Consider the following 21,841-nt stretch of genomic DNA (forward strand, 5'->3'; position numbering starts at 1 on the left):
GCTGCACACGCCGCGACATCGCCCCTGTCGGCGCGCTTGGAGCGCACCGGCATGAGCGCGCCGATCCGGGTCCTCATCGCCGACGACCACACCCTGGTGCGCGAAAGCCTGGTCGCCGTGCTCGACGCGATCGAAGGCATCCAGGTGGTGGCGCAGGCCGCCGACGGCATCGAGGCGCTGGCCAAGGCCGAGGCGACCAGCCCGGATGTGGCGATCGTGGACATCTCGATGCCGCGGCTCAACGGCATCGACGTGGTCCGGCGGCTGTGCGAGACCGTGCCGCTGGCGCGGATCCTGGTGCTGACCATGCACGAGGAACACGAATACGTGCTGCACGCGGTGCGCGCCGGCGCCTCCGGCTATCTGCTCAAGGACAGCGCCAGCGCCGACCTGATCGCCGCGGTGCGCAACCTGCACGCCGGCCGCGGCCACTTCTCGCCGCAGGCCGCGCAGGCACTGGTGGCGCAGATGCAGCAGCCGCAGGCGCTGCCGCCCGATCCCTACCGCAGCCTGACCGCGCGCGAACGCGAGGTGTTCCACCTGATCGTGGAGGGCCGCACCACCAAGGAGATCGCGCGGGTGCTGCAGATCAGCGTCAAGACCGCCGAGAACCACCGCTTCCGCGTGCTCAACAAGCTGGGCATGCGCAATACCGCCGAACTGGTGCGCTACGCGGTCCGCCACGGCCTGCTCGACTGAACGGCACCGCGCACCGGCCGGTTCGGCGCGGCTGCGCATACTCCATACGCCATAGTATCCTGGGCGCCTCGGCCGCACCGCGGCCCTCGTCACGAGCGATCGCATGAGCACCTATCAAGCCCCGTTGACCGATCTCCGCTTCGCGCTGCACGACGTGCTGCAGGTGGAGGCCTTGTTCGCCCGCCTCGGCCATGCCGACGCCAATGCCGAACTGATCGACGCGGTGCTGGAAGAAGCGGCGCGCTTCACCGGCACCGTGCTGGCGCCGCTGAACCGGGTCGGCGACGAGCACGGCTGCACCCTCGACAAGGCCACCGGTGCGGTGACCACCGCGCCCGGCTTCCGCGAGGCCTACCGGCAGTTCGCCGAGGGCGGCTGGACCGGGCTGACCGCCGCCGCCGAGTTCGGCGGCCAGGGCCTGCCGCACACCCTCGGCGTGCCGCTCAACGAAATGGTCAACGCCGCCAACCTGGCCTGGGGCAATTTCCCGCTGCTGTCGCACGGCGCGGTCGAGGCGCTCAAGCAGCACGGCGAGGCCTGGCAGCAGGAGGTGTTCCTGAAACCGCTGGTGGATGGCCGCTGGACCGGCACCATGTGCCTGACCGAACCGCACTGCGGCACCGACCTGGGGCTGCTCAAGACCCGTGCCGAACCCAACGCCGACGGCAGCTGGTCGGTCAGCGGCACCAAGATCTTCATCACCGCCGGCGAGCACGATTTCACCGACAACATCGTGCACCTGGTGCTGGCGCGGCTGCCGGACGCGCCGGCCGGCGCCAAGGGCATCTCCCTGCTGGTGGTGCCGAAGTTCAAGGTCGCCCGCGACGGCAGCGTCGGCGAGCGCAACGCGCTGCGCTGCGGCTCGCTGGAGCACAAGATGGGCATCCACGGCTCGGCCACCTGCGTGATGAACTTCGACGGCGCCGAGGGCTACCTGGTCGGGCAGCCGCACAAGGGCCTGCAGGCCATGTTCACCATGATGAACACCGCGCGCCTCGGCGTCGGCCTGCAGGGCATCGGCCTGTCCGAACGCGCCTACCAGAACGCGCTGCATTACGCCCGCGAGCGCCTGCAGTCGCGTTCGCTGAGCGGCGCCAAGCTGCCGGAGAAGCCGGCCGACCCGATCCTGGTGCACCCAGACGTGCGCCGCATGCTGCTGACGGTGAAGGCGCTGACCGAAGGCAGCCGCCTGCTGGCGCTGCATGCCGCCACCCTGATTGACATCGCGCACAGCGCCCAGGACCCGGCCGAACGCGAGCAGGCCGACGTGCTGGTCAGCTTCCTCACCCCGATCTCCAAGGCCTGCCAGACCGAGTGGGCGGTGGAGAACACCTATCACGCCCTGCAGTGCTTCGGCGGCCACGGCTACATCCACGAACACGGCATGGAGCAATTGGCGCGCGACGCGCGCATCACCACCCTGTACGAAGGCACCACCGGCATCCAGGCGCTGGACCTGATCGGGCGCAAGACCGCGTCCAGCCAGGGCGCCGGGCTGAGGCTGTTCCTGGCGCAGATCGAGGCCTTCCTGACCGAGCACGCCGACAACCCGGCGGTAGCCGAATTCATCGCCCCGCTGCGCGAGAAGGCCGCCGAGTGGGCGGCGCTGACCAAGCGTATCCTGCAGCGCGCCGCCGGCAATCCCGAGGAACTGGGCGCGGCCAGCTACGACTACGTGTTCTATTCCGGCTACGTGGTGCTGGCCTACTGGTGGGCGCGCAGCGTCGCCGCGGCCGAGGCCTCGGCGCACAGCGAGGCGTTCAAGCAGTCCAAGCGCGAGACCGCGCGCTTCTACTACGCCCGCCTGCTGCCGCGCACACTGACCCACGCCGCGGCCATCGACAGCGGCGCCGCGCCGCTGATGACACTGGCCGACGCGCAGTTCTGAGTCGCGCATCCAGGCCCGAACGCAACCCCGGCATGCACGCCGTGCCGGGGTTGCACGGCCTGCCGCGACCGATACACAAACCGTCACCAATCGGGTATAAGCTGTCTTCCCGATGGAGACAGACACAACAACGCTTGGTCTGATCGATACCGGGGCCTGCGGCGCCTCGGCCGCGGTCCCGTCGCCTGCGGCGTCCCCTTCCCACCTGCCTTCGGTCCGGCTGCTGTCGCTGGACGCGCATGGCCGCGTGCTGGACTGGATCAACTGGCAGGATGCCGCCTGCCTGTACGCACGCGGCGCGGTGGCCTGGACGCTCGGCGAGCCGTGCCTGCACATCCACGGCGGCATCAGCCGCGCCAGCGGCGAGCGCAGCGTGCTGGAGCTGCATCCGATCATCGCCGCGCGCGGCCACGCGCATGCGCGTGCGCTCGACCCCACCCCGACCCTGACCAATACCGCGCTGTTCGCCCGCGACGCGCAGCTGTGCCTGTACTGCGGCCAGCAGTTCAGCCGCCCGCAACTGACCCGCGACCACGTGCTGCCGGTGTCCAAGGGCGGCCGCGACATCTGGGAGAACGTGGTCACCGCCTGCTTCCACTGCAATTCGCGCAAGGGCAACCGCACCCCGCAGCAGGCGTCAATGCCGCTGCTGGCCGTGCCGTACCGGCCGAGCTGGATCGAGCATCTGATCCTGTCCAACCGCAACATCCTGGCCGACCAGATGTCGTTCCTGAAGGCGCAGTTGCCGAAGCGCTCGAAGCTCTCGTTGTAGCCGCGCGGCCTCACGCCGCCCTCACGCCCGCTGCGACGGATTGCCGCACCCCGGCCAAAACCGGCCATCCACGCGCCCGCGGATGAACGGGTTGATTGCGCGTGCCCGGAATGGAGAGGAAAATGACAGGTCCGCTGAACCTCCATTCCGATGATCGACCCCACCCGCTATCCGCGCCTCTCGCGCATCCAGGTCCCCGCCGAACTGCGTCGCTTCGATGAATCGGAGCTGCCGGCCATCGCCGAGGAACTGCGCGCCTTTCTGATCGAGTGCGTCGGCAAGAGCGGCGGCCATTTCGGCGCCGGCCTGGGCGTGATCGAACTCACCGTCGCCCTGCACTACCTCTACGACACGCCGGTCGACCAACTGGTGTGGGACGTCGGCCACCAGACCTATCCGCACAAGATCCTCACCGGGCGACGCGACCGCATCCACACGGTCAAGCAGGCCGATGGCGTGGCGCCGTTCCCCAAGCGCGAGGAAAGCGAGTACGACACCTTCGGCGTCGGCCATTCCTCCACCTCGATCTCGGCCGCGCTGGGCATGGCGGTGGCGCTGCAGCGCATGGGCGACGAGCGCAAGGTGGTGGCGGTGATCGGCGACGGCGCGATGACCGCGGGCATGGCCTACGAGGCGCTGAACCACGCCGGCGGCATGGACCCGGAACCGAACCTGCTGGTGATCCTCAACGACAACCGCATGTCGATCTCCGAGGCGGTCGGCGGGGTCACCAAGATGCTGGGGCGGATGAGCGGCAGCAAGACCCTCAACGCCATCCGCGAGGGCGGCAAGAAGATCCTCGGCGACAAGAAGAGCAACCCCACCGCGCGCTTCGTGCGACGCTGGGAAGAACACTGGAAGGGCATGTTCGTGCCGTCCACGCTGTTCGAGGAAATGGGCTTCCACTACACCGGCCCGATCGACGGCCACGACCTGCCGGCGCTGCTCGGCGCGCTGAAGACGCTCAAGACCCTCAAGGGTCCGCAGCTGCTGCACGTCATCACCACCAAGGGCAAGGGCTACGAACTGGCCGAGGGCGACCAGATCGGCTACCACGCCGTGGGCCCGTTCGATCCGAGCAAGGGCCTGGTGGCCAAGCCGGGCGCCAAGGCGCCGACCTACACCGACGTGTTCGGCGACTGGATCTGCGACATGGCCGCGGCCGAGCCGGCACTGCTGGCGATCACCCCGGCGATGCGCGAGGGCTCGGGCCTGGTGCGCTTCAGCAAGGAATACCCGCAGCGCTATTTCGACGTGGCCATCGCCGAGCAGCACGCGGTGACCCTGGCCGCGGGCATGGCCGTGCACGGCGCTAAACCCGTGGTGGCGATCTATTCCACCTTCCTGCAGCGCGGCTACGACCAGTTGGTGCACGACGTGGCGGTGCAGCAGCTCGACGTGCTGTTCGCGATCGACCGCGGCGGCGTGGTCGGCCCGGATGGCGCCACCCACGCCGGCAACCTGGACCTGAGTTTCCTGCGCTGCGTGCCGCACCTGGTGGTGATGGCGCCGGCCGACGAAGCCGAGTGCCGGCAACTGCTCAGTACCGGCCTGCGCCATGCCGGCCCGGCCGCCGTGCGCTACCCGCGCGGCACCGGCCCCGGGGTCGCCCCCGGGACCACGCTGGAACCCCTGCCGATCGGCAAGGCGCAAGTGCGCGCGCAGGGCCACACGGTGGCGCTGCTGGCGTTCGGTGCGACCCTGGCGGCGGCCGAACAGGTCGGCCGCGAGCTCGGTCTGAGCGTGGTCAACATGCGCTTCGTCAAGCCGCTGGACCGCGCCCTGCTGCTGGAGCTGTCGCAGAGCCACGAAGGCTTCGTGACCATCGAGGACAACGTGGTGGCCGGCGGTGCCGGTTCCGGCGTGGCCGAGCTGCTCAACGCCGAAGGCGTGCTGCGCCCGGTGCTGCACCTGGGCCTGCCCGACGCGTTCCAGCACCACGCCAGCCGCGAGCAATTGCTGGCCGAAGCCGGCATCGACGCCGCCGGCATCCGTGCCGCGGTGTTGAAGCGCTGGCCGCAGCTGGGCACCAACGCCAGCGCACCGCGCACTGCGGCGGGCTGACCCGTCGCGATTGCGAGCAGAGCAACGGCACGGCGGTTGGCGCATGCCGTGCCTGCTTGGGGCATTGCGCACGGTTCTCGATGTGCCTCATGCCGCTTTCGATTGCCCCGGCGTCTCCAGCGCGTGACCTAGGGCATGTCATCAATCCCCGAGCATGCCGCGCCGCGATTGCGCGCGCCTGTGGCAAGGAAGAGCGAGGAAGTGGACGTCCGTCCACGCCCGAGCGATGACGCGGCCATGGGCGCGCGCAATCACGGCCCTTCGGGTTGGGCCTGGCAGGCGCGCGGCCGGCGCCGCGCGGCTTGACCTGACGGCCAGTCAGGCGCTGCGCCACGCAACGCCGGCCGCGCGCCTGCCAGACCCAACGCGGCATACTCGGGAATTGATGACACGCCCTAGGGCGCGATCACCTCGGCGCCGCTGGCGCGTAGCCGATCCAGCGGCCCGCCCGGCTCCTGCAGGGTCTGCATCGGCAACGCCGCGAAACTGGAGCGGTTCTGCGCCAGCGCCCGCTCGGCCACCTGCAACCAGGCCGCCTGCGCACGCTGGCGCACATCGCCCAGGCCCAGCTTGCGCGCGATCGCCGCTTCGCCGACCGCGTCCAGGCACACCCGGTACTGATCGTTGGCGGGCAGCCTGGCCAGCGTGTCCAGATCGCCTTCGGACCACGCATTGGCGCGCTGGCGCATCGTCTCCAGGTCGCGATCGATGACCTGCAAGGTGCGCGCGAAACAGGCGCTGTCGTTGAGCGAGGTCGCCCGGAACTCCTGCAGCGCGCGCTTGGCGTCGGGCACCTTGACCTCCACCACCACCGGCACGATCGGCACCCTGGCGCGCTTGGCCGCACGCGCGATCACCGGCTGCACCACGCTGCCCAGGCTCAGGCCGGAAGTGCGCATCGCCGCTTCGTACAGCTCCTGCGCCGCGAACACCGGCCGCCAGCGTTCCACGCTGCCGTCGCGGCCCAGGTAGCGCGCCTTCAGCGGCAGCCAACGCGCATGTAGCTCCGGCGGCAGCACCTGCTGCAGGGTGCGGTCGTCGGGATTGCGCCGCGCCTTGAGCAAGGACGGCAGCAGCATCAGGCTGCGGAACATGCCCAGGCCCGAGTCCAGGGTGAGGGTCGGCGCCGCGATCACCTGTTGCGATTGGGCGATCACCCGCTCCACTTCGCCCGATTCCCACTGCATGCGCTTGGGCAGCGGCGACACCGTACCGAGGATCCACAGCACGTGGTCGCCGCGGCGCACCTGCCACAGCCCCGGGCCGGGCTGGCGCCCGCTCACCAGCACCGCCTCCAGGTCGACCACCGGCGGATGGGCCGGTGCGGCCGGCGTCGCGGTCTGCGCCTGCACGGCGGGAATGCCCGCCGCCAGCAACGCCGCCGCCAGGCACAACGCCCGGCCGAGCCGGCGCGCGACGGTCCCCGGCGCGGTCGCTGCGCGCACCCCGCGCCGCCCCGGCATCAGTCCGCCAGCTTCGGCAGGTGCGTGGCCAGCGGGTCGGTGTCCGCCAGCAGTTCGAAGCGCTCCCACAGGAACCCCGGCGCCACCACGCAGCGCACCAGGCAGTAATCGGCCAGCGGACGCGCGGCCTGCCAGGTGCCGGCCGCGATCACCACCGACGGCATGCCGCCACGCTCGCTGGCATCCAGGCGGTAGCGCTGCAGGCCATGCTGCGGATCGAAGCCCAGCAGTTCCAGAGCACCGCCCTCTTCCCATTGCCAGGTCTCGTCGGCATCGATGCGGTGCCAATTGCTGACTTCGCCCTGCGCCAGCAGGAAGCGGATCGCGGTGCAGGCCGGGCGCAACGTCTGCTCGTGCTGCACCATCAGGGCCGAGGTATGCACGCGCGCGTAGCGCCCGCCTTCCGGGTGCGGCAGCAGCGACAGGTCGCGCACCAAGGCGGCGATTCGGAAGGCGGCGGCGCTGGACATGCGCCCAGTCTAATCCGGCGCACGGCCGTGCGGATGTCAGGCCGCGCCATTTCCGCGGCGGCGGCCGGTCGACGTCACGAGGGGCGCAGCGAGTCCCGTGCAGGCGGCGTGGCGCCCAGCCGCCTGCCATGCCGCAGGCACAGCGCGAAGAACACCAGCAGATCCCAGCTGTAGCGCTTGAGCAGGCGCCGCGGCTCGCGCAGCAAGCGGTAGATCCATTCCAGGCGCAGCCGGCGCACCCAGGCCGGCGCGCGCCGCGCGGTGCCGGACAGGAAGTCCAGCAGCGCGCCCACGCCGAACGCCAGCGGCACCTGCAGTTGCCCCGCCTGCTGCAGCAGCCAGCGCTCCTGCAGCGGATTGCCGAACGCCACCAGCAGCACGTCGGCGCCACTGGCGTTGATGCGCGCGGCCAGCCCGTCGCCGGCCGCGGCGAACTCGGCATAGCCGTCGCAGGTGCCGACCACCTTCTGCCCCAGCGTCTGCCGCAAGGTCTGCGCCGCGGTGTCGGCCACGCCGGGCCGGCCGCCGAGCAGGAAGAAGCGCAGCGGCCGCGGGCTCTGCCGGCACAGCGCCGGAATCAGATCGGTGCCGTTGAGGTTGCCGGCGAAGCGGCGGCCGTGCACCAGCAGCGCGCCCAGGTCCATGCCGATGCCGTCGTTGACGATGCACACGTCCGGCGCAGCCAGTTGCGCACGCAGGGCCTGGCACTGCACCACGAAGTTGGTGTTGGCGAAGAACACCTGGCGGCGCTCGCCGCGCGCCAGCGCCTGCAGCAACGCGGCAACGAACTCGGTCTCGGTGCTGCGCAGGATCGGATAACCGCCCAGCGCCAGCACCTCGCCGGTCGCGCGCTCACCAGAGGTCATGCGGAAAGCTCTCCAGCAGGCCGCGTTGCACCGCGGCCAGGTCGAACACGGTATTGCCGCCCAGCGCCACGCATTCCTCCACCGTGTGCCCGGCATGCCAGCGGCTGCGGCCGGTGCCGGCGTAGTAGTCGTCGTACTTGAAGCGGTCCTCGCCGTTGCCCCAGTCCAGGTACACCGACGGCACGCCGTAGGCTTCGGCCAGGATCAGCCCGTGCAAGGAGCTGGACACGACCAGGTCGGCGCCGAGCAATTGCCGCACGAAGGCGGCCGGCTGGCGGTTCGGCAGCACCAGGTGGTCCTTGTACTGCGCATACTTGTCCAACGGTTCGTTGAAGTGCGGCACCACCAGGAACGGCTGCCGTGCCGATGGCGCCAACAGCGCCTCGCGCGGGAAGAACAACGGCATCAGCAGACCCGGATCGCCGTAAACCTCCGGCACCTGCAGGCCGCGCTCGCGCAGGAACGCGCGGGTCTTGGGGCCGCGCACCGCACGCACGTCGAGCTGGCGGAAGGTATGGCGGTCGGCGGGAATCTTGCCGTTGACCCCGCTGCCCCACACGGTGTCGCCGTCGCGGGCGAAATGCAGCACCGAGCCGATCGCGATCAGCCGCGTGCGCTTGTCGCGCTTGTCCAGCAAGGTGCGGTCGCGCTGGCCAAGCACGTTGGAGACGATGATCTTGGAAAGATGATCGCCGACGTTGATCTCGCCGTTCTTCGGCTTCCACCAGAACAGCGCCCGGCGCTCTTCGTAATCGATCCATTTTTGCAATGCGGACATCGGTCCTCCTTGGTTGCGCGGGGGGTACGGCGGACAAGCCGGGGCGTGGACTCAGGCCACGCCGTCGGCAAACAGACGGGTCTCCGGGTAGGCGGCCGGGTCCAGCACCCGGTCAGTGGTGTCGGACCAGCTCAGGCACTGCCGATGGCGCACGTGCGGCGCCTGCAGCGCCTGCCCGATCGCGGCGACGATCGATGCCTCGTCGCCCGGGGTGTAGCCGAAGCGCGACGGATAGCGGCCGACCACGGCATTGGGGCAGACGGCCGGCAGGCCGAAGAAGTCGTACTGCAGCAGCTTCATCGAACTGTCGGCCAGATACGCCGGCACCTGCTCGGACGCGTACGGGGCGATGCCGAAGCGGGCGTGCTTGATGTAGCGAATGGTCTCGGCGTGCTTCATCTCGCCGTACACCACCACGTTGTCGCCATAGCCTGGCGCGCGCCCCATGCCCGAGCCGATCACGTGGAAGGTGACCTGCGGGAAGGCGCGGCTGGCGGCGACGAAGAACTCGGGATCGAACAGCATCGAGCCCACCGCCACCGCATGGATGCCCTCGCCGTACGGCGACGGGTCGCCCAACGTGTGCAGGTCGTGGTCCACGCCGTGGCCGACGTGGTACACGTTGTGGCGGCTGGCGACCTCCTCGGCCATCGCCGGCGACACCAGCGCGATCACGTCCAGGCTCGGCGCCACGCGGTCGAATTCGCGCTCGATGTAGTCGGCGACGTTGATCGTGCTCAAGCCGTCGGAGGCGCGGTACACCTTGCGTGCGGTCGGGTTGATCCGCGCCGCCAGCGCGATGAACGCCACCGCGATGCCGCTTTCGAACACGATCACGTCGGCCTCGCGCATCCAGCGGATCAGCGTGGCCGGCGCACGCGCCGCGTAGACCTTGAACATCAGGTCTTCCAGCGGCCGCAGCCAGCGCCGCCGGGTGTTGAACGGATGCAGCAGCGCGCGCCACAGATAGCAGTCCACGCCGTTGTGGCGGACCACCTGGTTGGCGGTGGCGTCCAGCGGCAGGCGCAGATCGCCCTTGAGCCGCGACAGCAGGCTGTAACGCAGCGAGAAGAAGCGCGTGGGGCCGCGCTTGGCCAGCTCGTCGGCGATGAAGTGGATGTTGGCGCGCCGCGGCGTGCGGTAGTCGTGCGCCGACAGCACCAGGTAGCACGGCGCGCGGCCAGTGGCCGCTGCGCTCGGCGCCGGCGTGGGCAGCGCCGCTGCGGAAGAATCGCTCATGCGCTCGCTCCTAGGCGGATGGAAGGGAAAGAAAGACGCGGCAGTCCGGTATTCATCGCGGCCCCCGCGCCTGACGCAACAGCGTGCGCATCTGCAGGATCGCCAACACATCGCGGCGGAACGCCGGCCACAGCGCGAACACCAGCAGGCAGCCCAGCGCCATCGCCACCGCGCCGACGATCAGTTGCAGCCACAACGACGCGCCACCCCACTGCTGTGCGGCAAAGTACGCGGCAACGCCGCAGACGCCGTAGCCGAGCACCGCGCGCAAGGCGTTGTTGAACAACTCCCAGGCCGGGATCTGCGGCGCGATGCGCGCGATCCAGATCACCGACAGCGGCCACATCACCAACAAGCCCAGCGTGTAGCCCACGGTCACGCCCATCACGCCCCACAGCGAGCCGGCGAAGATGCAGGCGATCAGCATCACCCGCCCCACCACCGAATACACCAGCTGCTGGCGCATCAGGCCCAGCGCCAGGAACACCCAGTACGTGGCGTAGGACGCGGTCTGGAAGATGCCGCCGAGCGTCAGTACCTGGAACAGCGGCACCGCCGGCCGCCACTGTTCGCCCAGCACCAGCACGATCAGCGGCATCGCCAGCGCACAGGCGAAGGAGAACAGTGCGACGATCAGGTGCACCATCACCGTCTGCCCCCGCAGCAGGAAGTTGCCGAAGCGCGGCGGGTCGTCCTGCAGCTGCGACAGCACCGGCAGCGCCACCGAGGTGGCCGGCGCGTTGATCTGGTTCAGCGGCATCATCAGCAGCTGGAATGCGCGGTTGTACAGGCCCAGCGCCTCGGCGCCGATGCGGTGGCCGATGATCACCTGGCCGACATTGCGGCTGGCATAGCCGAGCAACTGCGCCGCCATCAGGTTCCAGCCGAAGCTGAGGAAGGTGCGCATCGGCGCATCGCGCCGGTAGCCGCGCGGCAGCCAGCGCGCGCAGGCGCCAGCGATCAGCAGATTGACCAGGGCCTGCACCACCTGCTGCCAGACCAGCGCCCAGTAGCCGTAGCCGGCCAGGGCCACGCCGACGCCGGCCAGCAGGCCCAGCACCTGCGCGCCGACGTCGCTCAGCGAGACCTGGCCGAAGCGCAGCGCGCGGCTCAGGTGCGCGCGGTACTGCGTGGTCATGCCGTTGAACAGGAAGGTCACCGCCAGCGCCTGCGAGATGCCGAGCAAGGCCGGCTCGCGGTAGAAGTGCGCGATCCACGACGAGGACAGGAACACCACGATCGCCAACGCCAGGCCGATGCCGCTGTTGATCCAGAACAGGTTGTCGCGCTGCTCGCGGCTGACGTGCTTGGCCTGGATCGCCGCCGAGGACAGGCCGAAGTCGCGCAGGATCTCGGCCATGCCGACGATCGCCGTCACCATCGCCATCAGGCCGTAGTCGTAGGGCGTCAGCAGCCGCGCCAGCAGAATGATGCCGCCGAACTGCACCACCATCTTGGCCAGCTGCCCGGCCATGGTCACCGCCGCGCCGCCGGCGGCGCGGGCGCCCAGTCCGGGTTGCGGCGCTGCCGGCCGCGGGGTCTCGGCGCTGCTCATGCGTCCTCCCCGCGGCGCACGGTCAGCGCCTGCAGATAGCTGCGGTAATGCTGCAGACCGATGCCGTTCCAGTCGCGCCGCGACAGGTCCGGCACGGCGTCGGCCGGCAGCTGCTGCGCCTGCACCAATGCCTGCGCCAGTTGCGCCGCATCCAGCTCGCCCTCGTACAGCTGCACCCACTGCGCGCCGACCTCGTCGGCGATGGCGGCATTGGCCTCGCTCCACGGCACCAGCACCGGGCGCGCCAGCGACAGCGCCAGCAGCAGGGTGCCGGAGTTGTGCATCTGCCGGTACGGCAGCACCACCAGTTCGGCCTCGCCGATCTCCTGCGCCAGCACCGCGTCCTCCACGTACTGCAGGCGCGCACTGATCCGCGGGTCCTCGGCGCAGGCGCGCTCGACCACACCGCGGATCTGCGCATCGATCGGGTTGCCGGCGATGCGCAGGCTGAGTTGCGGATCGGGCAGCGCGCCGAACGTCGCGATCAGCGTCTCCACGCCCTTGTACGGGCGCAGCAGCCCGAAATGCAGCAGGCGCCCGGGGACACGCGGCGGTTGCGGCAGCGGCGCGTACCAGTCGCGGTAATGGCCGTGCAGGATGGTGTCGGTGGCCGGCGCGCGTGCGGGCGTGGTCGCGTTGATGCGGATCCAGCGCGCGGTCTGGCGGTCGATCCAGCGCAGCAACAGGCGTTCGCGCCAGCCCTTGTCCTCGTGCGGCGCCACGTTGTGCAGGGTGCGCACCAGCGGCACCCCGGCCAGGCGCAGGCGCAGCAGCAGCACGGCGACACAGAGCTGCTTGGCGAGGGTGCCGAGCGCCGTGCGATGCCGCAGCAGGTACTCCGGCCAGTGCAGGTGCAGCACGTCGTAGCGCGACAGCAGCGCCGCGCGCATCGAGAAGAAGCGCAGCTGCACCTGCGGCGGCAACGCCGCGTAGAGCTGGGTCAGATAGGGATTGGTGGTCGCGGTCGGGCGCTCGGTGGACAGCAGCACGGTGACCGCCGGCGCGGCCTGCTGCGACGTGCCATGGCGCTGGCTCTCGCCGCTCATCGGCCGCCCTCCGTGCCGCCCAGCGCCAGGCGATATTCGTCCAGATAGGCGCCGACCACACGGTCCCAGTCGTAGCGATGCGCGTAGGCCATTGCCGCTGCGCGCTGCGCGGCAAAGTCCGCATCGGTGCCGGCGGCGAAGGCACGAACGGTGGCCGCGGCTGTCTGCGCATCGGCCGGATCGACCAGCACGCCCTGCCCCGACTCGCGGTGCAGGCGCGCAAACGGCGGGATGTCGCTGAGGATCGGCAGCAGCCCCGCGCTCATCGCCTCCACCGCGGCCAGGCCGAATCCCTCGTGCCGCGACAGGCAGACGAAGTACTGCGCGCTGCCGAGCAACTGCGCCAGTTGCGCCTGGGTCGGCGCCACCTGCAGGCGTACCCGCTGCTGCAGGCCGCGCTCGGCGATCGCCTGCTGCAGGTCGGCCATGCTGAAGTCGTACTCGCGCCCGGCCACGATCAACTGCCAGGCCGGATCCTGTGCGGCCAGCGCACGCAAAAGGTCCAACGTCTCCAGCAGGCCCTTGTTGACCGACCAGCGCCCGAAGTAGATCAGCGTGCGCCCCGGCGTGGCGCTGCCCTGCCCGGCGAACTTGTCCACGTCCACCCCGTTCTCGATCACCCGCAGCCGCTGCGGCGCGACCACCTGCGAGAACAGCCGGCCATCGTTCTCGCTGGTCGCCACCACCCGCGCGTAGGCGAGTGCGGATGCACGGGTGAGGGTCTTGAACCAGAGCATCTTCAGGCGCGAGGCATAGGTGGTATGGAAGAAACCGCCATGGGTGGACACAATCATCGGCACACGGTGCAGCGGCCGGGTCAGGGCCAGGAAGTCGTAGAAGAAATCGATGCCGTGCACGTGCAGCAGATCGGCGCCGCGCACTGCCGACAGCACCGACGGCGCCAGCGGGTAGCGCGAGGAACCGCGGTACGGCAAGCGCACGATCGGCACGCCCTGATGGTTGTCGCGCGGCGCCAGGCGCTGCTGCGGATCGGTGAACACCCGCTCCAGGCTCACCACTTCGACCTGGTCGCGGCCCTGCTGCAGATGGCGGCGCGCGATGTTCAGCACCACCTCCTCCATGCCGCCGACCGACGGATGGAACTGGCGCACCACGTGAACCACCTTCATGCCCGGCCTCCGTCGCGCCCGTGCGCGGCCCGCAACGCCGCCGTCATGCCGTCGCTCCCGCGACTGCGCTGCGACGCACGCCGATCATCCACGGCGCAATCCGCACCAGCACCGCGCGCATCGGCACGCTGGCCAGCATCGCCAGCGCGCCGACCGATACCGCCCAGGCCGGTCCCCACGCATCGCCGCGGACCAGACCGGTGCGGACGGCGACGCCGGCCATCACCGAGAACAACAAGGTATGCGTGCACAGGATCAGCAAGGTGTTGCGTCCGATCCACTGCAGCCAGGCCCAGTGCTGCATCAGCCCGGCGACGCACAGCGCCATGGCGGTGCCGAGCAGGCTGGCGGCGAGGAACGCCAGCGGGGAATCGCCGAACTTGAGCATGTTCACGTCCACGCGGCCGTTGTGCCAGGCGATCGCGAACCAGGCCACGCCCAGCAGCAGCGCCGCCAGCGCATTGCCGGCCGGCCGTGCCGGCCACCACTGCGCCCGCGTCGCGGCGAGCGCGCCGATCGCGAAGAAGCACAACGCCACCGGCAGCACGTCCAGCGAGAACGGCAGGCGCATGTCCTGCCCCGGGAACCAGCACGCCCAGCCCCAGGCCAGCGGCAACGACAACCCGACCAGCACCGGCAACGACAGCATACGACGCAGCGCCAGATACGCCAGCGTGGTCACGAACAGCGCAGGCAGGAACCACAGCGCGGGCATCACGTAGAGCTTGGGCCCGATGCCGCTGACCAGGCCCAGCAGCGGCTCCCACCAGGGCCGGTCGCCCCACAGTTGCGCCTTGCTGCCGATATGCCGGGTCAGCATCCAGTACGCGTAGGCGACGAAGAAGAACGCCACGTACGGCAGCAGCAGGCTGCGCGCCAGCTTGCCGACCGTGGCCAGGGTCAACGGGCGGTTGCCGAAGGCCTCGCCGACCCAGCCCGACAACAGGAAGAACATCGGCACGTGGAAGCTGTAGGCCAGGATCACATACGCGTGCGGAATGCCCTTGGCATGGCCGAACACCACCAGCAGGATCGCGATCGCCTTGGCCGCATCGATGCGCATGTCGCGCGGCGCGCTCGCCCGTGCGCTGCGCCCCTGCGCCGGCACGGACGCGGAAACAGCCGTGGCGGGCGCGCTCATGCCGGCACCGCCGGGATGCGGGGAGCCGGCGCCGCAGGCACTGCAGCTGACTCGCGCAGGCGGGGCGCCATCTGCCACAGGCACCCGCAGACGAACCACCACAGCGCCGCGGTCTTGATCGAGAAGTAGCCGTTGGAGACCAGCAGGCTCAGCGAGAAGGCAAAGATCAGCAGGTTCTTGAACAGCTGCCCTTCGATGGTGCGCATCAGCATCGCAAACGAGTACGCCAGCAGGAACGCCAGCACCAGCAGCACCGACTGCGAGGAGATGAAGTAGGCGATGCCGCTGTCGAAGTAGCGGTACGGCTGGTCCACGTCCAGCCCCATCCACGCATCGGCGCTCATCCTGCGGATCGAATCGACGGTGAAGAACACCCGCCCCAGCGTGGTGTCCTCATAGCTCTGGATGCCGGAGGCCCACACCAGCAGCCACGCCCCACCCATCACCGCGAAGAAGATCAAGAAGCCCAGGCGCTGGTCCATGCGCAGCAGCAGCGGACTCAGCAGCGCCATCATCACGCAGGTACCGGCGGCCAGGCGCCCGTCCGAGGCCACGATCAGGAAGCCGATCATCGCCACCGAGGCGACGATCGCCAACGGCCGCATCCAGCGCCAGAACGTCAGCAGGATCGCGGTGAAGAAGATGATGAAGTTGCCCATCGTCACCGGCTCGATGAATACCGAGGAGGCGCGCGGCAGGTTCGAGGACGGCAGGAAGTTGCGCGCGCCCGGGCGTGTCGCACTGACGAACAGGTTACTGTCCTGGTTCCAGAAGCTCGACGCGCTGGCGCCGCGCGCGTTGACGAAATAGCTCTTGGGGTTGACCACGTCGCCGTAGACCTTGGGCAGGGCCAGCTCGAACACCGCCACCAGCGACACCAGCAGCGCCATGCGCACGAACATGCGCGGCAGCGAGCCGGTGTAGGCCGCGCCGAGCATCAGGAAGGCGAACGGGATCAGCGCATCGCGGAAGAACTTCGGATCCAGCGTCCACGCCATGAACAGGCGCACCAGCATCAGCAGCGCCAGCAGCGCGATGCCGGTGAACACCATCGCCATGCGCTTGCGGTCCAGCGCGCGCAGGCCGAGCAGGAAGCAGGCGGCGTACACCGCCAGCTCCACCGCGTAGGTCATCGCCGGGCTGACCCGGAACACCTTCGAGTTGATCACCGCCAGCACGAAGTTGTAGCCGACGGCGAACAGCAGCACCAGCTCGATCAGCAGGTTGCGGCGCTGCTCGCGCAGCGGCATGTCCGGCACGCTCAGCATGCGCACCTCGCTGCAGCGGCGGCGCGTTGCACGCCAACGCGGCCATCGGCTGCCGTCACGCGCGGCAAAAACGTGTCGCGCGCCACGCCGTTCGACGCACGCAGCACGGGAACGACGGCGACGCGGAAGCGACGCCGGCGCTGTTCACGGTCGGCGGGAAGAAGACGCATCGGGCGCATCAGTAGGCGGTCTTCTGCCCAAGCACCTTGAACGCGGTCAGCACGATGATCCGCGTGTCCAGCCACAACGACCAGCGGCGGATGTAGTCCAGGTCGTACTGGATGCGCTTCTTCATCGTGCGCAATTCCGGCGTCTCGCCGCGGAAGCCGTTGACCTGCGCCCAGCCGGTGATCCCCGGCTTGACGTAGTGCCGCTGCATGTAATGGTGAATCAGCTTTTCGTAGTGGGTGTTGTGCTGCGCCGCGTGCGGACGCGGGCCGACCACCGACATGCTGCCACCGAGCACGTTGAACAGCTGCGGCAGCTCGTCCAGGCTGGTGCGACGCAGGAACGCGCCGAAGCGGGTCACCCGGCTGTCGCCGCGCGTGGCCTGCACCACCACGTCGCTGGGCTCCTGCTGCACACGCATGGAGCGGAACTTGTACATGTAGAACTCGCGCCCGCCCAGGCCGTGGCGGCGCTGGCGGAAGAACACCGGACCCGGCGAGCTCAGCTTCACGCCCACCGCGATCGCCAGCATCAGCGGCCACAGCACGGCCAGTGCGGCCAGGGCCACCAGCTTGTCCTGCAGCGCCTTGGCGACCACGAAGTAAGTGTTGCGGTCCACGCCGCCCTGGCGCAGGTTGATCACCGGTACGTTGCCGATCTGGTCGCCGGACTGGTTGAGCATGCCGAAGTCGAACAGATCGGGAATCAGCCGGACCTGGATCGGATAGCGGTCCATGCGCTGCAGCAGCTGCTTGATGTGGTCGCGCTCGCCCAGCGGCAACGAGATCCACACCTGCTCGACCTGGTGGTCGTCGAGGTAGTCGATCAGCGCGTCGGCGGTGCCCTCGCCCAGGCACTGCAGCTTCTGCGGATGGTCGGCCACCGACAGGTCGTAGTCGCTGCTGAAGTAGCCCACCACCTGCATGCCCACCCAGGGATTGCGGCTCAGGTAGTTGTGGATCTTCACCACCGGATGGCGCAGGCCGACCACGACCACGCGCTGCACGTCCACGCCTTCCGAGCGCAGCCGGTTGAGCACGCCGCGCACCAGCGTGCGCGAGAGCAGCAACGTACCCAGGCTGGTGACGAACCAGGTGCCGATCCACAGCCGCGAGACCTGCTGGCCGAACTGCACCACGAAGGCATGCATGGCGAACAGGGCGAACACGCCGCCACAGGCCAGGCTCAACACCATCATCTCGCGCAGCAGGCCGCGCCCGCGCCAGCTGCGGTACAGCGGGAACAGCGCGAAGCAGATCACCGCGTACAGCAGGGTGGTGCCGATCGCCACCCTGTAGGCCGGTTCCGGCATCCAGGTGCCGAACAGCAACCGGTGGGTGAGCAACGCGCCGCCGACCATGACGGTCAGGTCGGACACGCGCAACAGGATGTCTGCCGCGGCCGCGTACTTGGACAACATGCGCGGCGAGGAGGTCGTATAGGTGGCGCTACTCAGGTCTGCCAAAAGCATGATCGGGATTCCTATCCAAACCCGGTCGATCGGCATGCGGGGGAACATGCGACGCCGCCGGGCCTCGATTTCGCCTGCCTGTGGACCGCTGCGGCGCCTCCCTCGCCGACCCCAGGTCCACGGCAGCCCGTGATTACTTCAACAGAACAACGTCTTCGTACAACCGCGCTGGAAAATAATGGAGCACCTCATTGCCTAGCTGAACCACGTATCACCTCACTGAAGACTGTGCGTCGAACCGATGCCGTTGTGTGCGGTGCGGCACGCACCCGCGCCTCGCGCGGTGCGGCGCGCCATGACACCGCGACATCACGCCGATGCCGCCGCCGCGGCTTCGGCCTCGCGGATGAAGTAGCGCACCAGCGCCACCGCCACCGCCAGGAACAGGCCGAACACGAAGGCCAGCGCCAGGCCGAGCAGCTTCTTCGGCGAACTCGGCTTGCCCGGCACATCGGCGCGGTCGACGATCGAAATGTTGTTGGTGCCCACGTTGCCGACCACGCCGATCTCCTTGTAGCGCTGCAGCAGCGCGTCGTAGAGCTGGCGGTTGGTGTCGGCCTCGCGGCGCAGCATGGTGTAGCGGATGCTGCGGCTCTGCAGGTCCAGTTCGTCGTTCTTCAGCGCGGCGATGCGGTCGGCCAGCAAGGTTTCCTGCTGACGCGCCGACTCGTAGTCGTTCTTCAGGGCGCTGCGGATGTTGGCGACCTCGTCGGCGATCTGCCGCTTGGTCTCGGCGATCTGGTTCTGCAGGCGCTGCATCTCCGGGTAGCCGGGCTGGAACGTCGCCAGCTTCTGCTGGTAATCGGCGGTCATCTTGGCCTGCTCGGCGCGCAGATTCTGGATCAACGGGTTGCTGACCACCTGCGGCAGGCCCATGCCGTCGCCGATGCCGGCCTGGCGCCAAGCCGCCTCGGCCTTGATCCGCGCGTCCTGCGCCGCGGCCAGGCGTACATTCAGTTCGCTCATGTTCTGCGTGGGCAGCGAGGGCTTGTCCTCGCCCATCGACACGATCTGTTCCTGGCTGGAATAGTCGACCGCGTTCTTCTCCGACTCCTCGACCTTGTCGCGCAGTTGCGCCAGGCGCTCGGACAGGTAGCGCGCCGCGAACGAGGACGCCTGCAGCCGGCGTTCCTGGGTCGAGGCGATGAACATCTTGGCGTAGGTGTTGGCCACGCGCGTGGCCAGCACCCGGTCGGGCGAATCGAAGTTGATCCGCACCAGCCGCGAGTCGCGCACCGGCTCGATGGTCAACGCATCCAGCACCGGGCCGACCAGCGCGTTCTCCGCCGCGGCGGCACGCGCCTGCGGCGTCGGCGCACGCCCGTCGCCGTTGTCCTGCAGCTTCTCCAGGGCTTCGTCGACCAGCGGCTTGAACGCCGGCGCCTCGGTCAGCTTGGCCTCGCGGATCACCTGCCGCGCCAGCGACCGGCTGCCGAGCAGTTCGTACTGCGTCTGGTAGAAGTCGCGATCCTGCGGCGATTCCACCGGCATCAGGTTGGCGACATTGGCGACGTTGAGCGATTCGCGCTCGATCTGCAGCACGCTGGTGGCGCGGTACTTCGGCGTCATCAGCAAGAGCACCAGCAACGCCAGCAGGACGACTGCCCCGGTGATGCCGATGATCAGCCAACGCTGCCGGTACAGCGCATTCCAGTAATCCAGCAGGCCGATGTCGGCCGGGCTCAGCGGGGCACCCACAGGACGCGGGCGCGGCGCGGAAACGGGAGGCAAGGTGGAGGCGCTCATCGGTAGGCCCTCCACACCATCACGAACGGGGTCAGCTGCACCACGGTGCGCAGCAATACCAGCGCATCGGAGCGGTACACCACCACGATGTCGCCGCCGTAGATCGCCGGATCCGGCGCGGCGCCCTTCTGGATCTCGCGCAGATCGAAACGCGCCAGCATCTTCTGTCCACCGACGGTGCGGAACACCACCACATTGCCGCGGCTGGCCACGTCGCTGACGCCCTTGCCCAGCGACAGTGCCTGCTGCAGGGTCAGCGCGGAGCCCTGGATGGGATAGATGCCCGGCTCGCTGACCGCACCGGTGACCGTGACCCGGTTGCCGGTGAACTCGTCGACCAGCACCGACACCTGCGGGTTCTGCAGATAGCCGTTGCGGTAGCGGTCGGCGATCTCCTTCTGCAGCGCATTGACGCTGGAGCCGGCGGCCTTCACGTCGCCGATCAGCGGCAACGAGATGCGGCCCTCGTTGTCGACCCGCACCTGCCGTTCCAGATCGTCGACCTGGAACACCTTGACCGTCAGCAGGTCGCCCGGGCCAAGCAGGTATTCCGGCTTGCCCATTGAAGCGGCAAGCGGATCGCCCGCCGGCAGGTCGGTACGCATCGCCGGCCCGCTGCTGCATGCAGACAGCAGCCCCAGGCAGAACAGGGCCAGCGCCCATTGGAAGGTCACGGAAAGTTTACCCATGCGCGATGCTGATGCCCTCTGTCGATTGGTTTTCGAAGCGCCGCACTCCCCCAGCCGGCCAGGGTTCCGTTCCCGGTCGGAGGATGATTGCGGTGTCAATTCCTGCCTGGGACGAACGGCCCTGGCCAACAGCGAAGCTTCGTGTTGCAACGCACTATGGCACAGGCATCTGCCGCCACCAAGGCGTTACCCGACATTTTTTTGACGCAGTAACGCGAGGGTTCAACTACATGTCCGGCTATTCAGCGTAGCAAGGACCCATGAACGTTCCATCGACGCGATGTTAACGTGATCAATGTCAATGCATTGACGCTGCGTAGCTCCCAGTTCCCATGGGGCTTTCCGCTCTGGTGGGGCGACGACCTCGTCGCGGGACAGCGCAATCCCGCGCATTTTGTCTACGGCGACGCGCCAGCCTCCCTGCGCCGATACAGATCGCCCTATGTCGCGATACCGACACGCATTGCCATCCCGGCGGGCAGCCCATTGCCGACACCGGCCGCACGCGCGCCGCCGATCCGACGCGCCCAAACAAAAAGGCCCGTGTCGCAGACATGGGCCTTCGAAAGATGGTCGGGGTAGCCGGATTCGAACCGACGACCACTAGTCCCCCAGACTAGTGCGCTACCAGGCTGCGCTATACCCCGGTGTGTTGCGTCTCCGCCGTCGTGGCGGACCCGCCTTGCTGCGAGCTGGCGATTATAGCGGGTTTGCCGCGGCCATTCCTAGCGGCAGCAGCGCCGCCATGGTTCACCGCCGCAGCAACTGCAGGACTTCTTCCAGCTCCTGCCGCACCTGCTTGATGATCTGGTTGCTCAGCGCCGATTCCTGGCGGGCACCCTCGCCTTCCAGGCGCAGGCGCGCACCGCCGATGGTGTAGCCCTGTTCGTACAGCAGGCTGCGGATCTGCCGCACCATCAGCACGTCGTGGCGCTGGTAGTAGCGCCGGTTGCCGCGCCGCTTGACCGGTTCCAGGCTGGGGAATTCGGTCTCCCAGTAGCGCAGCACATGCGGCTTGACGTCGCACAGCTCGCTGACCTCACCGATGGTGAAGTAGCGCTTGGCCGGAATCGGCGGAAGTTCGCGGTTACTGCCCGGGTCCAGCATAAGCCTCCACTCGCTCCTTGAGCTTCTGTCCGGGGCGGAAGGTCACCACCGTCCGCGCCGAAATCGGGATCTCTTCGCCGGTCTTGGGATTGCGGCCGGGCCGTTGGTTCTTGCGGCGCAGGTCGAAGTTGCCGAAACCGGACAGCTTCACCTGCCGCCCCTGCTCGAGCGCATCGCGCAGCACGTCGAAGAACGCATCGACGAATTCCTTGGCCTCGCGCTTGTTCAGCCCGACTTCGTCGAACAACCGCTCGGCCATTTCCGCTTTGGTCAACGCCATC

18 protein-coding genes, 1 tRNA gene and 1 pseudogene are annotated in these 21,841 nt (G+C 68.9%); 4 read left to right on the forward strand and 16 right to left on the reverse strand.

The window, feature by feature from the left end; translation table 11 throughout:
• Positions 1-51: 51 nt before the first annotated feature.
• The 4 genes from CEK65_RS12340 (at position 52) to dxs (ending at position 5,423) form a co-directional block, all read left to right on the forward strand.
• Entirely contained in the window at positions 52-699 is a 648-nt protein-coding gene (locus CEK65_RS12340; RefSeq protein ID WP_193314777.1) for a response regulator transcription factor, read from the forward strand.
• A gap of 103 nt (positions 700-802) precedes the next feature.
• Positions 803-2,587 carry an acyl-CoA dehydrogenase C-terminal domain-containing protein gene (locus CEK65_RS12345; RefSeq protein WP_152181923.1) on the forward strand — a complete coding sequence of 595 codons (1,785 nt, stop codon included), beginning with the start codon at positions 803-805 and terminating at the stop codon, positions 2,585-2,587.
• Between the two features lie 112 nt (positions 2,588-2,699).
• Positions 2,700-3,359: an HNH endonuclease gene (locus tag CEK65_RS12350; protein WP_173003348.1), complete on the forward strand. Its 660-nt coding sequence runs from the start codon at positions 2,700-2,702 to the stop codon at positions 3,357-3,359.
• A 150-nt stretch (positions 3,360-3,509) separates the two neighbouring features.
• The gene (gene dxs / locus CEK65_RS12355) at positions 3,510-5,423 is read left to right on the forward strand and encodes a 1-deoxy-D-xylulose-5-phosphate synthase (protein WP_152181924.1); all 1,914 of its coding nucleotides are present in this window, start codon (positions 3,510-3,512) and stop codon (positions 5,421-5,423) included.
• A gap of 395 nt (positions 5,424-5,818) precedes the next feature.
• Here dxs and CEK65_RS12360 read toward each other — a convergent pair whose 3' ends face one another.
• From CEK65_RS12360 to CEK65_RS12435, 16 genes and pseudogenes are all read right to left on the reverse strand, one after another.
• Positions 5,819-6,868: a TraB/GumN family protein gene (locus tag CEK65_RS12360; protein WP_226980566.1), complete on the reverse strand. Its 1,050-nt coding sequence runs from the start codon at positions 6,866-6,868 to the stop codon at positions 5,819-5,821.
• A gap of 17 nt (positions 6,869-6,885) precedes the next feature.
• The gene (locus tag CEK65_RS12365) at positions 6,886-7,356 is read right to left on the reverse strand and encodes a cupin domain-containing protein (RefSeq protein WP_017916102.1); all 471 of its coding nucleotides are present in this window, start codon (positions 7,354-7,356) and stop codon (positions 6,886-6,888) included.
• Between the two features lie 74 nt (positions 7,357-7,430).
• Entirely contained in the window at positions 7,431-8,222 is a 792-nt protein-coding gene (locus CEK65_RS12370; RefSeq protein ID WP_152181926.1) for a WecB/TagA/CpsF family glycosyltransferase, read from the reverse strand.
• Positions 8,209-9,000 (reverse strand): polysaccharide pyruvyl transferase family protein, encoded by a 792-nt coding sequence (locus CEK65_RS12375; protein ID WP_017914098.1) that lies wholly within the window; start codon positions 8,998-9,000, stop codon positions 8,209-8,211. The genes CEK65_RS12370 and CEK65_RS12375 overlap by 14 nt, the downstream gene beginning before the upstream one ends.
• A 51-nt stretch (positions 9,001-9,051) precedes the next feature.
• The gene (locus tag CEK65_RS12380) at positions 9,052-10,239 is read right to left on the reverse strand and encodes a glycosyltransferase (protein WP_152181927.1); all 1,188 of its coding nucleotides are present in this window, start codon (positions 10,237-10,239) and stop codon (positions 9,052-9,054) included.
• 52 nt (positions 10,240-10,291) lie between these two features.
• A complete protein-coding gene (locus tag CEK65_RS12385) occupies positions 10,292-11,794 on the reverse strand; it encodes a lipopolysaccharide biosynthesis protein (RefSeq protein ID WP_017910242.1) in 1,503 nt (500 codons plus the stop codon).
• Positions 11,791-12,840 carry a GDP-mannose--glycolipid 4-beta-D-mannosyltransferase gene (locus CEK65_RS12390; RefSeq protein WP_152181928.1) on the reverse strand — a complete coding sequence of 350 codons (1,050 nt, stop codon included), beginning with the start codon at positions 12,838-12,840 and terminating at the stop codon, positions 11,791-11,793. The genes CEK65_RS12385 and CEK65_RS12390 overlap by 4 nt, the downstream gene beginning before the upstream one ends.
• On the reverse strand, positions 12,837-13,970 hold the full coding sequence (locus tag CEK65_RS12395) for a glycosyltransferase family 4 protein (protein WP_152181929.1): 1,134 nt from the start codon (positions 13,968-13,970) through the stop codon (positions 12,837-12,839). The genes CEK65_RS12390 and CEK65_RS12395 overlap by 4 nt, the downstream gene beginning before the upstream one ends.
• Positions 13,971-14,013: 43 nt before the next feature.
• A complete protein-coding gene (locus CEK65_RS12400; protein WP_152181930.1) occupies positions 14,014-15,111 on the reverse strand; it encodes an acyltransferase family protein in 1,098 nt (365 codons plus the stop codon).
• A gap of 74 nt (positions 15,112-15,185) precedes the next feature.
• Positions 15,186-16,361 (reverse strand): annotated as a pseudogene (locus CEK65_RS12405) (polysaccharide biosynthesis protein GumE); the annotation flags it as partial.
• 196 nt (positions 16,362-16,557) lie between these two features.
• Positions 16,558-18,018: an undecaprenyl-phosphate glucose phosphotransferase gene (locus CEK65_RS12410; protein WP_017916111.1), complete on the reverse strand. Its 1,461-nt coding sequence runs from the start codon at positions 18,016-18,018 to the stop codon at positions 16,558-16,560.
• A 309-nt stretch (positions 18,019-18,327) separates the two neighbouring features.
• Complete coding sequence (locus tag CEK65_RS12415; RefSeq protein ID WP_152181932.1) at positions 18,328-19,764, reverse strand: GumC family protein; 1,437 nt, start codon at positions 19,762-19,764, stop codon at positions 18,328-18,330.
• A complete protein-coding gene (locus CEK65_RS12420; protein WP_152181933.1) occupies positions 19,761-20,453 on the reverse strand; it encodes a polysaccharide biosynthesis/export family protein in 693 nt (230 codons plus the stop codon). Before CEK65_RS12420 ends, CEK65_RS12415 begins: the two co-directional genes overlap by 4 nt.
• A gap of 570 nt (positions 20,454-21,023) precedes the next feature.
• Positions 21,024-21,100, reverse strand: a tRNA-Pro gene (locus tag CEK65_RS12425).
• 103 nt (positions 21,101-21,203) lie between these two features.
• Positions 21,204-21,560 (reverse strand): MerR family transcriptional regulator, encoded by a 357-nt coding sequence (locus CEK65_RS12430; protein ID WP_009597860.1) that lies wholly within the window; start codon positions 21,558-21,560, stop codon positions 21,204-21,206.
• Positions 21,541-21,840, reverse strand: coding sequence for an integration host factor subunit alpha (locus tag CEK65_RS12435; RefSeq protein WP_003466661.1), 300 nt, complete (start codon positions 21,838-21,840; stop codon positions 21,541-21,543). Before CEK65_RS12435 ends, CEK65_RS12430 begins: the two co-directional genes overlap by 20 nt.
• Position 21,841: the final 1 nt, after the last annotated feature.

Origin of the sequence: Xanthomonas sp. LMG 12459, from assembly GCF_009192905.1 — a bacterium.
Lineage (GTDB): Bacteria > Pseudomonadota > Gammaproteobacteria > Xanthomonadales > Xanthomonadaceae > Xanthomonas_A > Xanthomonas_A sontii.